Origin of the sequence: Pseudoalteromonas sp. TAE56 (genome assembly GCF_000497955.1) — a bacterium.
Lineage (GTDB): Bacteria > Pseudomonadota > Gammaproteobacteria > Enterobacterales > Alteromonadaceae > Pseudoalteromonas.
In genome coordinates, this window is record NZ_AUTN01000130.1 from 31,037 (window position 1) to 45,209 (window position 14,173).

The 14,173-nt window shown below is 39.9% G+C and carries 13 protein-coding genes and 2 pseudogenes; 11 read left to right on the forward strand and 4 right to left on the reverse strand.

Translation table 11 applies throughout. The features are described 5' to 3' along the window. Positions 1-57 precede the first annotated feature (57 nt). The gene (aspS, locus tag L656_RS0115135) at positions 58-1,836 is read right to left on the reverse strand and encodes an aspartate--tRNA ligase (protein WP_024599828.1); all 1,779 of its coding nucleotides are present in this window, start codon (positions 1,834-1,836) and stop codon (positions 58-60) included. A 247-nt stretch (positions 1,837-2,083) separates the two neighbouring features. Between aspS and L656_RS0115140 the strand changes: the two genes are divergently transcribed. From L656_RS0115140 to L656_RS1000000123520, 7 genes and pseudogenes are all read left to right on the forward strand, one after another. After that, entirely contained in the window at positions 2,084-2,932 is an 849-nt protein-coding gene (locus L656_RS0115140) for a DUF72 domain-containing protein (protein ID WP_024599829.1), read from the forward strand. 24 nt (positions 2,933-2,956) lie between these two features. Continuing rightward, positions 2,957-3,457: a M48 metallopeptidase family protein gene (locus tag L656_RS0115145; protein ID WP_024599830.1), complete on the forward strand. Its 501-nt coding sequence runs from the start codon at positions 2,957-2,959 to the stop codon at positions 3,455-3,457. Positions 3,458-3,687: 230 nt separating this feature from the next. Next, positions 3,688-5,871, forward strand: coding sequence for a YHYH protein (locus L656_RS0115150; protein WP_029750873.1), 2,184 nt, complete (start codon positions 3,688-3,690; stop codon positions 5,869-5,871). Positions 5,872-5,907: 36 nt separating this feature from the next. Further along, on the forward strand, positions 5,908-6,414 hold the full coding sequence (locus tag L656_RS0115155; RefSeq protein WP_024599832.1) for a hypothetical protein: 507 nt from the start codon (positions 5,908-5,910) through the stop codon (positions 6,412-6,414). Between the two features lie 221 nt (positions 6,415-6,635). After that, positions 6,636-7,994: an ATP-binding protein gene (locus L656_RS0115160; protein ID WP_241763443.1), complete on the forward strand. Its 1,359-nt coding sequence runs from the start codon at positions 6,636-6,638 to the stop codon at positions 7,992-7,994. Positions 7,995-7,998: 4 nt separating this feature from the next. After that, on the forward strand, positions 7,999-8,676 hold the full coding sequence (locus L656_RS0115165) for a response regulator (protein ID WP_024599834.1): 678 nt from the start codon (positions 7,999-8,001) through the stop codon (positions 8,674-8,676). Between the two features lie 104 nt (positions 8,677-8,780). Further along, positions 8,781-8,939: pseudogene (locus tag L656_RS1000000123520) on the forward strand (metal-dependent hydrolase); the annotation flags it as partial. 68 nt (positions 8,940-9,007) lie between these two features. On the opposite strand, the gene L656_RS1000000123135 reads toward L656_RS1000000123520, so the two are convergent. The 3 genes from L656_RS1000000123135 to L656_RS0115180 form a co-directional block, all read right to left on the reverse strand. Continuing rightward, positions 9,008-9,538 (reverse strand): hypothetical protein, encoded by a 531-nt coding sequence (locus tag L656_RS1000000123135; protein WP_024599835.1) that lies wholly within the window; start codon positions 9,536-9,538, stop codon positions 9,008-9,010. Continuing rightward, the gene (locus L656_RS0115175) at positions 9,535-10,095 is read right to left on the reverse strand and encodes a hypothetical protein (protein WP_024599836.1); all 561 of its coding nucleotides are present in this window, start codon (positions 10,093-10,095) and stop codon (positions 9,535-9,537) included. Before L656_RS0115175 ends, L656_RS1000000123135 begins: the two co-directional genes overlap by 4 nt. A 220-nt stretch (positions 10,096-10,315) precedes the next feature. Continuing rightward, entirely contained in the window at positions 10,316-11,002 is a 687-nt protein-coding gene (locus tag L656_RS0115180) for a DUF3334 family protein (protein WP_024599837.1), read from the reverse strand. Positions 11,003-11,118: 116 nt separating this feature from the next. On the opposite strand from L656_RS0115180, the gene cmoA reads away from it, so the two are divergent. The 4 genes and pseudogenes from cmoA to purN all read left to right on the forward strand — a co-directional run. Beyond that, positions 11,119-11,844 carry a carboxy-S-adenosyl-L-methionine synthase CmoA gene (gene cmoA, locus L656_RS0115185; protein WP_024599838.1) on the forward strand — a complete coding sequence of 242 codons (726 nt, stop codon included), beginning with the start codon at positions 11,119-11,121 and terminating at the stop codon, positions 11,842-11,844. Positions 11,845-11,856: 12 nt separating this feature from the next. Continuing rightward, entirely contained in the window at positions 11,857-12,825 is a 969-nt protein-coding gene (cmoB, locus tag L656_RS0115190) for a tRNA 5-methoxyuridine(34)/uridine 5-oxyacetic acid(34) synthase CmoB (RefSeq protein WP_024599839.1), read from the forward strand. Positions 12,826-13,015: 190 nt separating this feature from the next. Beyond that, complete coding sequence (gene purM, locus L656_RS0115195; protein WP_010555340.1) at positions 13,016-14,068, forward strand: phosphoribosylformylglycinamidine cyclo-ligase; 1,053 nt, start codon at positions 13,016-13,018, stop codon at positions 14,066-14,068. Then, positions 14,068-14,173 (forward strand): annotated as a pseudogene (purN, locus tag L656_RS1000000123140) (phosphoribosylglycinamide formyltransferase); the annotation flags it as partial. The gene purM and the pseudogene purN, both read left to right, overlap by 1 nt.

Genomic DNA, 14,173 nt, shown 5'->3' on the forward strand with positions numbered 1-14,173 from the left:
AACCCTTAAGCATATAACTTAAGGGTTTTTAAATTCAGCTCAAAAGCTAAGTAATAATTACTCTTCGCTTGATACTTCTTTTTCTACAACACTAATTGCAAGCTCAGCTAACGAATCAAGGTTAGGTTTACTTGGCGCGTTGGTTAATAAACACGACGCTTGTGTTGTTTTAGGGAAAGCAATAACGTCACGAATGTTATCGGTACCACATAAAAGCATTGCTAAACGGTCAAGGCCAAATGCTAAACCAGCATGTGGTGGTGTGCCGTATTTAAGTGCATCAAGTAAAAAACCAAACTTGTCTTGTTGCTCTTGCTCGTTAATACCTAAAATTCTAAATGCGGTTTCTTGCATATCTGCATTATGAATACGTACCGAACCACCACCTACTTCGTAGCCATTTAATACCATATCGTAGGCATCTGAAATAGCCGCAGCTGGGTTTGCTTCAAGCTCACTGGCGTTAATGTCTTTTGGAGCTGTGAATGGATGATGCACAGCATGTAATGTGCCTTCGTCATCTTCTTCAAACATTGGGAAGTCTACAACCCAAAGTGGTGCCCAGCTATTAAGGTTAGTGATTTCTAAATCAACACCAATCTTAACGCGCAGTGCGCCCATAGCTTCATTTACTGTGTTGCGTTTATCAGCACCAAATAAAATGATATCGCCAGACTGTGCATTAGTACGTTCAAGCAATTTAGTAATTACGTCTTCGCTTAAAAACTTAGCCACTGGTGATTGAACGCCCTCAGCGCCCGCAGTGTGGTCGTTTACTTTCATCCACGCCATGCCTTTAGCGCCGTAAATACCAATAAACTTAGTGTAATCGTCAAGTTGTTTACGGGAGAGCTTAGCGCCACCAGGAACAGTTAATACAGCAACGCGACCTTTTTCGTCGTTAGCCGGACCTGAGAAAACATTAAACTCTACGTCTTTCACTAAATCTGCAACATCAACTAATTTCATTGGATTACGTAAATCTGGCTTATCAGAGCCGTAAAGGCTCATTGCCTCGCTGTAAGGCATGATTGGGAAATCGCCTAAATCAACGTCTAACAATGTTTGCCACATTTCGCGGACCATTTTTTCAGTCATACCACGTACTTGATCAGAGCTCATGAACGAGGTTTCTATATCTATTTGGGTAAATTCTGGTTGGCGATCGGCACGTAAATCTTCATCACGGAAACATTTAACAATTTGGTAGTAACGGTCAAAACCCGACATCATCAACAATTGCTTAAACAACTGTGGAGACTGTGGTAAAGCGTAAAAGCTACCTTTATGAACACGGCTCGGTACTAAGTAATCGCGCGCGCCTTCAGGTGTTGCTTTAGTAAGTACAGGTGTTTCGATGTCTAAAAAGCCGTTTTCATCTAAAAAGCGACGAACAAAGCTGCTTGCTTTAGCACGTAATTTAATACGGTCACTCATTTCTAGGCGACGTAAGTCTAGGTAACGGTACTTTAAACGACGCTCTTCTGAGTTTACTTGGTTAAAATCAAGCGGTAATGGCTCTGAGCGGTTAATAATATTAAGCTCAGTACCTAAAATTTCAATCTCGCCTGTCGCCATGTCTTTATTTACTTGGCTATCTGGGCGTGCACGTACAGTGCCTTTTAGCTGAACACAAAATTCTTGGCGAAGTGTGTTCGCTGAACTCATTAGCTCTTCAATGTCAGAGTCGAATACAACTTGCACTAAACCTTCTCTATCGCGTAAATCGACAAAGATAAGTCCACCAAGGTCACGTCGTTTGTTGATCCAGCCACATAGTTCTACTTCTTGATCTACGTGAGTTTTATTTAGCTGTCCGCAATATATAGAGCGCATAGTTTTCCTGTCAGATAAAAGGCTTAAACGGTTAAAGTTATTTGTTTTAAGGCGTGTGATTTAAAAAACAGGTCACCACAATACAAATAAAGCCGCTAGCAATCTAAAAATAATCAAATTAAGCTCTGCATTATACTCAACTAACATTAAGATGCTAGGGCGTGTACGGCTTTTACCCTTGAATTTACAGCAGCTCGTTTTGTTATTTGCTACACTATCGCCACTTTATAATAAGGCGCTAGTTTGTATGTTATATATTGGATGCCCACAGTGGTCGAGCAATGCATGGAAAGGCAATTTATTTTCAAGCCAATGTAAAAACGCCGATATGCTTAGCCAATACGCACAACACTTTAATTCTGTGGAAGGCAATACCAGTTTTTACGCCGACCCATCGCCAAGCACCGTGTTGCGCTGGGCAAACAGCGTTCCCGACGATTTTAAATTTACGTTTAAGTTTAATCGTCGCTTTAGCCACGAATTGCACCTTACTAATGTGCAAACCGAGCTTACTGATTGGCTAAACTTGTTTACTCCTATTTTAGAAAAAACTGGGCAAATCATGCTGCAATTACCTAAAGCATTTGGCCCTGACGACTTACCCAAACTCGCCCAATTTATTAGCCTATTACCAAAAGAGGTTAATTACGGTGTAGAGGTACGTCATACTGCGTTTTTTCAAAAAGGTGAAGCCGAAATAGCGCTTAATCAGTTATTAATGGCAAACAACATAAATCGCATATCAATGGATACTCGCGCCCTCTTTGCCGTAAAACCAACAACCGAAGCGCTAATAGATGCACAACAAAAAAAGCCGCATTTACCCGTGCATGCCATTGCTACAAGCACGCAACCCATGGCGCGCTTTGTTATAGCCGATTTACAAAACGACTATAAACCCTTTTATAAACCGTGGCTAAGTAAAGTAAAACAATGGCTTGATGAAGGAAAAACACCTTATGTGTTTTTTCATACGGCAGATAACCGAGAAGCGCCATTATTAGCAAGGCAGTTTTGTAAGGACCTAGGTTATGATCACAAAGCATTAAACCCATTTACTGGCGAAAAAGAAGCCCACCAGCAAGCACTTTTTTAAAAGTAAAACGACAGAGAAATAATAATGAGTGAATACGCACGTTACTTTACCGGCTACCCAGCTAACATTGTTGAGCAAGTATTAAGCCTTATAAATAACAACAAGGTATGTGACTACTTACTTAAAAAGTACCCGCAAGCACACACTATTACCAGCGATAAACTACTTTATAGCTATGCAACCGAGCTTAAAAAACAGTATTTAAAAAATGCGCCACCATTTGGCCGTGCGGCATTTAAAAAGCAAGGCGACATGGTTACTAATGCACTTGGTACACATACGTATCGAATGCAAGGTAAAACCCGCAAACACGATTTAGCGATAAACAGCGACTTACTGCGTGCTCCCGAGCCATTATTAAAAGCGTTAGTGGTACATGAGCTTGCCCACTTTAAAGAAAAAGATCACAACAAAGGCTTTTATCAACTTTGCTGCCATATGGAGCCGAGTTATCACCAGCTAGAGTTAGATTTAAGAATTTTTTGTGTGGTCGTCGCAATGGGAGAAAATCCTTATTTAAAATAAGGGTTTTACCGTTGTTTAACTGAGTGAAAATAATGCCCATGCTTAAGTTAATATTTCCTTCCATAACCAAGCGTTCATACCCAGTCTTTTATCCCCGTAAGCAACTCACAACTTAACGCCTGTCCTTAATAAAAACAAAAAGTTTAAAACTACATAATTGCCCTACATTTGAGAACTACACTCTGTAATAGCTAATTCTTTCTATGTACTCTTAATCTTTGGAGTTTTAAATGATGAAAAATACCTATGCCTTTTTACTCAGTGCACTGTGCTGTGTAACCTTAAGTGCCTGCAACGAGCAAAACAGCCAATCACTTCAACAATCAAACCTCAATGATTTTACTCTAACAAGCTCAAAGGTAAGCGGTGGCGGTAACTTGCCTATTACTTATACGTGCGATGGGCAAAGCATTAGCCCTCCACTTAACTGGAGCGGTGCACCTGACACAACCAAATATTATGCATTAATTATGGATCATAAAGCGCCAGAGGGAATGCATTGGTATTGGACCATGTACAATGTTACCGCCGATAAAACACAAATTAAAGCGGGCGAAACTCTCGGTGAAGTAGGCTCTAATAGCGTAAACGATTTAAACCAATACGCGCCGCCTTGCTCTAAAGGTCCGGGTGAAAAAAGCTATACTTATACTGTGTACGCGTTATCTGCACCGGTTACCTTTAATAGCGATACAAAGGTAGATCGCTCAGCATTACTCGCCGTTGTAAAAGATATTACTCTCGATACTGCAAGTATGACGGTTAAATACTCGCGAAGCGCCAGTAGCGCCGAGCACAAACCTAATGCAAGACCAAAACCAAATGAGCAACCAAAGCCTGATAAATCATATTTAACCGCTAACGTAAAATCACCTCGTTGCGATGCTATTACACAATCAGTAAGTCATGCAGGGTTTGATAAAAGCGTATCTGTTACGTGCGATGAACACTATGCTTATATTGCCTCATCTACTTATCCTGATCATGAAGTAATGACTGGTATTATAGGTACTAACGAGCAAATACCCGTTCCAGCTAAAGACTACGCCGCACCTATAAAACTAAATCCTAAAAAAGCGAAAGCAATTACTACAATTGATGCAGCCGTAGGTGTTGCCGTTAATGGCGTACCAATATACGACTATTCTTCGCAAGGCGAACTAGACGTAAATAGCTACGATGAGAAACACGACACTTTAGCACTCGGACAGTTAGATATATGCGGCGGACACGCAGGACGAGGTGATGACTACCATTACCACGTATCGCCAACGTGTATGATTGACACAATGAAAAACCAATCAAGCGATGCCATTATTGGTTGGGCTTACGATGGTTACCCGCTCTATGGCAGTAAAAACCCAGACGGCAGTGCAATTGCCAAAAGTGACCTTGATGTATGTAATGGGCAAGCCGACGACACATTTGGCTATCGCTACCAAACATCAGCTACGCCGCCGTATATTATTCAGTGCTTAGTAGGTGAAGTAGATACCGCAAAATTACCAAGAGTGTCACCATTGAGTGGCGATACTCAAGGTATAAGAGCCGACTTGCGCCCGCCACAAGGAGGCGTTGAAAACTTAACGCACACAATCTCTGAAAAAGGCAGCCGTACAATGAGCTATTCATACAAAGGCGAAAACTACTTTACTACGTACAGCCCTGCATCAGAGGGAAAAAACTGTTATAACTTTAAACAAAAAACTATCAGTAATGGTGGCAAAGTTCAAACAGGTACATTTTGTAGAGGTCCGCAACCAAATCACCTGACTCCAACAATCACTAAGCAAAATACAAATCCTGCCATTACAGGCAAGCATAACTTAAAGCTAGAAGCATGGGCTGATAACTGGTTTACAGCCTACATAGGCGAGCAGTTACTTGTTGAAGATTCTGTGCCAATAACCACAGAACGCTCATTTAATGCCGAAAGTATTACGTTTTCTGCAAACTACCCTATTGAGCTTAATTTAATAATTAAAGACTTTAAGCAAAACGACACTGGGCTTGAATACATCGGTGCTAAAAATCAGCAAATGGGTGATGGCGGTTTTATTATGCAACTTACCGACACCGATACAAATAAAGTAATTGCGGTAAGCAATAAAAGCTTTAAATGCGAAATACTTCACAAAGCGCCGCTTAACAAATTATGCGAAAGCGAAACAAACCCTGTTGCGGGCGAAGGCGCTTGTACGTTTATGTCAAAAGAAGCACCAACTAACTGGCTGCAAAGTAACTTTGACGATACGAATTGGGCTAATGCAGTAGAGCACAACTTTGCCGATGTAGGACCAAAAGACGGTTACGACGATATTAACTGGGATGACAACGCAAAATTCATATGGGGCGAAGACTTAGAAACCGACAACACCCTTATTTGTAAAGTAACTATTGAGCAACCTCAATAAACAAAAAGGTCTCCGCTTCAATAAAAGGTAGTAATTATGTATTTTTTTAAAAAATTAAAATGGCTAATGCTAGCGTGTATTTTAACAAGTATGTGCGCTCAAGTGAGCGCACATGTATTAAAAAACACAACAGCCCAAGTAATTTTAAGAGATGGGCAAGTTGAAGTAAAAGTATTAACTAATGCTGAGCATTTAATCTCAGCGCTGCAAAGTGAGCAAGCATGGCTTATAGGTGATATTGATAAGCTTATGCCTACAAACTTAAGTGCAGAGCAACAAGAAGAGTTTGTAAAAAATGCACTTAAACAAAAAACGAGCTTACGTGTAAATCAGCAAGTTATTGTGTTTGAACGCGTCGCTTTTACCACCAGCAACAACGAAGCGCACGACCTAGAAATTGTTTTTCAAGCGAAGCACACATTTACAACAATAGATGAGCTTGCCATATCGTTCCCTAAAAGTTTAGGTGCAGTACACGCAAGCTTTGTAAAACCACAATATAAGTTACTGGGTGCTGGCGATACCGCAAAAATAAAGTTCTAGCCCAAGAATCAACATTCCTAAAAGCTTACTTAAAAAGGATTTTAGTAAGCAACTCCCTAAATACGCTAATTGTAGGCACATAATCAATATGCAATACTGCTTGGTACGTTAACGTCATGATCTTTACTATTTGCCAATCAGTGAAATTAATACATAAATTCTTTTTAGCTTTTTTTATCACTAATATCGCCCTTGTTGGGCTTATGTTTGTGTTTATATACATGACCTTTTCGTCAGGTTTTAACGACTTTGTTGAACAAGAAGAAACAAAACATGTAGCAATGGTTAAGCAGCAACTTATTGAGCTTTATAGCGGATTAGGCAGTTGGCAACCCATTACACAAAGCACGCAATTATGGCGCTCTATTGTAGAGCCGCAAAAAAAGCCAGGCGAGCCCAAAGCGAATAAACACACAAGCACCCCACCCAAACCAAATAACAGCAATGCAACGCCTTCTTTATTGTGGGTACACTTACCTGCAGGTTCCCTTAAAACAGGGCAACGTATAAGTTTATATGATCAAAATAAAAAGGTTGTTATTGGTAGGGCTAATTTAAACGACAACCCACATATAGAACCTATTTTATTAAACAATAACGTTATAGGCTGGATAGGTTTAGTACCTTCAAAACTTGTGCAAAGTAGCCCAGTAAAAGCATTTTTAGCAGCGCAATTTCATAACTACTTTATGATCACATTACTCGTTATTGTGCTCGCATTTATTATGGCTATTGTGTTATCTCGCCATTTAATAAAACCAATAAAGCAAATAGTGACTGGCACCGATGAGTTAACAAAAGGAAATTTTGCCAGCAGAATCATCCCCTCTAGTAAAGATGAGCTAGGTACCCTATCCAACAACTTTAACGCCTTAGCCCACACGCTTGAGCAAAACCAACAAATGCGATTCCAATGGGTGTCAGACACATCCCACGAATTAAGAACCCCACTTACTGTACTACGCTCGCATTTACTAGCCGTGCAAGATGGCGTATTTACAGCCGACACAAAGCGTATTAATTTACTCATAAACCAAGTAGATAACTTAAGTCATATTGTTGACGACCTAGCTCAACTAGCACAAACAGATAGCGTTAATTTAACCTATAACAATGCGCGCATTGATTTAATCACTATTTTTGAGCAATCAATTGAAAACTACACCGCTCGCTTTAAAGAGCGTGAATTAAATGTAGATAGCAAAAGCTTAGCCAAAGCCGGTAAATGTATAATAAATGGCGATAAAGAACGCCTTGTGCAATTATTTTCAAACCTGTTAGAAAACACCTGCAGATACACGCATAAAGGTGGGCAAGTAATAATACTTGCCAACAAAACACCCAATAACATTGAGCTTATTTTACAAGACTCAGCCCCAAGTGTTTTACCAAACGACTTACAAAAATTGTTTGAGCGTTTTTATCGCGTTGAAAAATCTCGAAGCCGAGAGCACGGCGGCTCGGGCTTAGGGCTTGCACTTTGCAAACAAATAGTAGAAGCACATGGTGGTCAAATATCGTTGCACAACTCACCACTTGGTGGGCTAGAAGTTAAAATAACGCTGGCACTTTTAGGTTAAAATAATGGCATCACAAAAAATACTTATCGTTGAAGACGAAGAAAACATTGCAGAGGTACTTATTGCCTACGCTAAGCAACAAGATTACGAAACTGAGCACTTTAATAGCGGCAAAGGTGTAGTTAGTTTTGTAAAACAAAACGCAGTAGATTTAATACTTCTTGATTTAATGTTGCCAGATGTTGATGGCATAGAGCTATGTAAGCAAATTAGAGCCTTTTCAAGTGTGCCTATTATTATGCTGACCGCAAAAAGTGAAGAAATAGACCGCTTACTGGGTTTAGAGCTCGGCGCCGATGACTACATATGCAAACCTTTCAGCCCTAAAGAAGTTATAGCGCGCATAAAGGCCGTACTAAGAAGGACCAGCCAGCCTAAAACCAACATCATCAATCATAATAATTTTCAATTACACAAAGACGATTACGAAGCGCGCCTAAACGGCAAAAGTATTGGCTTTACTGCCGTCGAGTTTAAAATATTTTTACTATTTATAAGTCACGTAGGTCGTGTTTTTACCCGCGAAGATATTATTAATAACGTATACAGCGACACAACCGACATATCCGATCGCAACATTGATACACATATTAAAAATATACGAAAAAAGATTAACGACGTTCAAGCAGGACTAAACCCAATAGCGGCAGTTTATAGTGTGGGTTATAAGTTTAAAGAGTAGGTTTAGCCGCTTAAAATAACAGCATTAAAAACGAGGAAAGTATGGTTCCCAACGCATTAATTTGTCGACAAACAATGATTTGCTTCGGCGCACCTGAGCTATAACTAAAAACGTTAGTAGTACATGAGCTCGCTAACTTTAAAGAAAAAGACCACAACAAAGGCTTTTATAAACGTTGCTGCCGTAAGGAACAGCTGTATCACCAATTGGAATTAGATTTAAGGATATTTTGTGTGGTAGTGGCGATGGGAGAGAATCCGTATGTAAATAATGAAAACCTCACAATAGACATTTCCCTACCTCCCTGCCGCCTAAAATTCAATCACAGCTATCAAACATCGTTTCGCTTAATTACTTCATTAGAAAACTGCTGCAAGTCTGTAAATGCATTGTTTTGATGTTGTTGAAACTCCAGAAGCTTTTTTTTACCCCTTATCACAAACAGGTGCCCCGAAACTAAAAACAAAGGTGTTACTAAAGTCGAAATAACAACTAAAATCGTAATCGGAATGAAAGTAACTTTCTCTAAAGGACTGTAACCTATATATGCTAAGACCCACAAAAGTAAGGCAGTAACTAATAAACCTAAGACCTTAGCATATTTAGATATACCTTCTAGTGTACTTAAATAAGAGCTTTGTAAAGATGAATACTTCGAAGCACAGCGCCCCGTTCTGTAATCTTTGCCTAAGTTTAGTTCTAAAGCTTTGTCTACGTCATTTGATATTTCGCGAAAACGTTCAACAGCTTGATTTCTAAGGCCATCCCAAACAGCAAAAACTAGGTTGAGTCCCACAGCGACTTCAAACAAAGATGCAAAATCACTCAACAAATAAACAATAGGTGTACTGACCTCACTCATTTTTTATTCTCCCCTGCACGGGGGCTCAAGCTTTTTGCCTTATTAAAAAATGAGAGCATCTTTTTCGCGCTCTCAGAATCGGAGAAATTGACGAAAGTGTGTTTCTTATCGTTATTAAAATCAAAGTGTCCAATCATAAGTGATTGTTTATCTCCAAGTATAAAGCTATGCATCGGTTGCGACAATTTAGCTTCCATTGCTTCTAGCTTCTCCTGTGGGAATTCGTATAAGAAAAGTTTATCACTGGAATTGATTTCTAAGCCTTCAGATAATCTGGAGAATTTGTTAGTGCAGTTAGTAACAATAGAGATGCTAGTGTCATCTTCACTTAAAAAATCTTTTAAGTTTTTTTTAACTTCTAAATGAGTAAATGCGTCAAAAAAGGTATTATTTCCATTATGATCAAATTTTATAAATGCTTTTAGTGTGTTATTACTCCTATTTGCGAGTAATCCAATGACATATCTTAAACTTTCAACTGACTCAACTTTAATAGGTAAATATTTATTATCCTCAGAGTACTTCTTCACTTTCGTAAACAGCCCGCTTATATCCATACCCTTCCTAACTCTTAAATAGACCAAACTCAATAGATTTGTATTGTACCTTTTAGGCCCTCAAAGCTATAAATTAAAATGTTCATATTAATAAATAATTAATTTAGATATAAGGTAGACCTGATATCTGCTCATACCTACCTTAATGGACTTTCTTTCTCCAAGCAGCAAAAAAGCATGTTGGGTTTCGTTTCACTCAACCCAACCTACGTAAATAGACTTAAAGCCCTAGGCCTGCCATAAAATCATCATCGCCATCATCTTGTTCTACTGCTGTAGATGATTTTTCTTTGTCCGCTTTTTTACGTGCTTCGTTTTCAATTATATCGTCTGGGTCTAGTGCTTCTGCAATATCAAAGTCGTGTAATTTAATGAACTCTGTTTTATCCATCGCTAATTCCAAGTAAAAGATATTTTGTTTACTTGTGGTGAATGTTACGCGGCGGGCCTGCGGGCGATCCATTGTGGTATCTACCGATATTTGCACTTGCTTATTTATTGCCATCATCTTTGGCTGATTTTGTGTAATCGAGGTATGTAATTGCTCGCGTACTTTAGACGTAAAGTCGCCAACAATTTGGTTCATTAACTCGCCTAATACGTTTGATACGTCGTCTGATAAATGGCTATGCGCTATTTCATCTTCTGGCATTCCCATGTTACGCATGTAATCGCCATAAATTTCCATCGCTGCTTGCGAAGTAAAGTTGGTAATTACAAGCCCAGTAAAACCTCCGTCAAATAAAACAAAGCAGCCAATATCTGGTCGCATACATGTACGTGTTATTTTTTGCACCATGGCTGAGTAACTAATACCATTACCGCTGGCTGATGTGAGTACGCCTGTCACTGAATGACAAAGGGTTGCTAATATATCGTCTGTGCTGATGACCTTACTTTTGCTCATTTAATCTTCTCTTTTATACTTATTATTCATAATTCTAGTCAAGCTACTGAATTTATCACTGACTATCCAGTATAAAATGTTAAAATAGCGCCATTATTTACAAAGAGACTGCCTTCGTGACCATAAAAGACAGTATTTATGCCTCTGAGCAACAAGTAAAAGATTTTAGCTTTGACCAAAATGTAGTCGAAGTTTTTCCAGATATGATCCAGCGCTCTGTGCCTGGCTACGCAACTATTGTCAGTACAATGGGTAAACTTGCGGGTGAATATGCACAAAGTAACTCAAATCTTTATGATTTAGGCTGCTCACTGGGCGCAGTAACACTTAGCATGCGCCGAAATATTCGCACCGATAACTGCCATATAATAGCGGTAGATAACTCTCAAGCTATGGTTGAGCGTTGTAAGGTACATTTGCAAGGTTTTAAATCAGATGTGCCTGTTACTGTTACTTTAGGCGATATTAACGAGCTTGAGATTCAAAGCGCCTCAGTAGTAGCAATGAACTTTACGCTGCAGTTTATTCCACATGCTCAGCGCCAAGCTGTACTTGAAAAAATATACGCTAATTTAAAACCTGGTGGTGTATTGCTGCTAAGCGAAAAAATTAAAGCCGAAAACGAGCAATGCGATAACCTATTAATTGATTTGCACCACGACTTTAAACGTCACAATGGCTACTCTGAGCTTGAAATAAGCCAAAAACGTACCGCCATCGAAAACGTTATGCGCCCAGATACACTAAGCGCTCACTTTACTCGCTTACAAGATATTGGTTTTAGCCAAACTCAAGTGTGGTATCAATGTTTTAATTTTTGCTCAATGGTAGCAATTAAATAAAGAGAGTCATCCATGTCTCAATGGTTTAACCAATTTTACGCATCTATCGCACAAAGCCCACTTAGTCATTGGCTAGAAACCCTCCCTGCTCAATTAAAACATTGGCAAAACGAGGCTAGCCATGGTGATTTGCCTAAATGGCAAAAAGTACTTAAAAACTTGCCTGAGGTGGCAACTTCCCATGTTGATATTTCTACAAAGGTAGAAATTGGCGCGCCAGGAGAGATGAGTGATGGCGAGCAAAAGCAAGCCATGCATTTATTAAAACGCATGATGCCATGGCGCAAAGGCCCATTTAGTGTGCACGGTATTGAAATAGATACAGAGTGGCGCAGTGATTGGAAGTGGGACCGCCTGCTTCCTCATATTGAGCCATTAAAAGGCCGCACTGTTTTAGATATTGGTTGCGGCTCAGGGTATCATTTATGGCGTATGCGCGGTGAAGGCGCAGAGTTTGTCGTGGGTATTGATCCGTCTGATTTATTTTTATGTCAGTTTCAGGCAATTAAACACTACAACCCAGACGAAAACGTACATTTACTGCCACTAGGCGTAGAAGCATTACCCGAGCTTAAAGCGTTTGATACTGTTTTTTCGATGGGTGTACTTTATCATCGTCGCTCACCTATCGACTTTTTAGCGCAGTTAAAAGCGCAGCTTCGCCCAGGCGGCGAACTCGTACTTGAAACCCTAGTAATTGAAGGCGACGAAAACACGGTATTAGTCCCTACCGACCGCTACGCTAAAATGCGCAACGTGTGGTTTATTCCAAGTACTGCAGCATTAAAGCTGTGGATGGAACGCGTTGGCTTTAAAGATGTGCAAATAAAAGATTGCGCTATTACCACGCTTGAAGAGCAACGCAAAACCGACTGGATGGAAAACGAATCGTTAATCGACTTTTTAGATCCAGACGATACAAGTAAAACAATTGAAGGCTACCCCGCTCCACTTCGAGCCATATTAACCGCAAAAGCATAGCTGTTAATTTAACGCCTTTAATACTAAAAAAACGCCTACGGGCGTTTTTTTGTTTATTTAAACAACAAACAGCGGACAAGTGTCCTTGTTAATTATTTCAAAATTACATTTACGCTAGCCGCGACCTTGCAATTGTTGTAAAATACGCGCGTTTCTAAGCAACCCAAAACAACTATTTTGAGGAAAACCTGTGAGCGAACAAAAACAGTCTCTAAGCTATAAAGACGCGGGCGTAGATATCGACGCTGGTAATGCACTTGTTGAGCGTATTAAAGGCGTAGTTAAAAAAACTCGTCGTCCTGAAGTAATGGGCGGAATTGGTGGTTTTGGCGCACTTTGCGAAATTCCTGAAGGCTACAAGCAACCAGTATTAGTTGCAGGCACAGATGGCGTTGGTACTAAACTACGTTTAGCAATCGACTTAAAAAAACACGATACGGTTGGTATTGATTTAGTTGCAATGTGTGTAAACGACTTAATTGTTCAAGGTGCTGAACCCCTGTTTTTTCTAGATTACTATGCAACTGGTAAGCTAGATGTAGACACAGCAGCTGACGTAGTTACAGGTATTGGCAAAGGTTGTGAAATTTCAGGTTGTGCCCTAATTGGTGGCGAAACAGCTGAGATGCCAGGTATGTATGATGGTGAAGACTACGACATGGCAGGCTTTTGTACCGGCGTTGTAGAAAAATCAAAAATTATTGATGGCACAAAAGTAGCAGCAGGCGATCAGCTTATTGCGCTTGCTTCAAGCGGTCCTCATTCAAATGGCTTCTCTTTAATTCGTAAAGTACTTGAAGTGTCAAACGCTGATACCAGCGCTGACTTTGAAGGTAAAACATTAGGCGAAACCTTACTTGAGCCTACGCGTATTTACGTAAAACCTTTACTTGAGTTATTCAAAAACGTTGACGTACATGCGCTTTCGCATATTACTGGCGGCGGTTTTTGGGAAAACATTCCACGCGTATTACCCGCTTCAGCAAAAGCTGTAGTTAAAGGTGATAGCTGGCAGTGGCCGCCAATTTTTAATTGGTTACAAGAAAACGGCAACATTACTACACACGAAATGTACCGTACATTTAACTGTGGTGTAGGCATGGTTTTAGTAGTCCCTGCAGATAAACTTGAGCAAAGCTTAACAATGCTAAAAGACTTGGGCGAAAATGCATGGCACCTTGGTGAAATTCAAGATGCAGCAGCTGGCGAAGAGCAAGTTGAAATTGTAGGTGGTGCTAAGTAATGGCACCGACTCGTCTGGTAGTTTTAATCTCAGGTAGTGGCTCTAATTTACAAGCCATCATAGATGCCTGCGAACGTGGCGAGATAAACGGACATATAGCGGCTG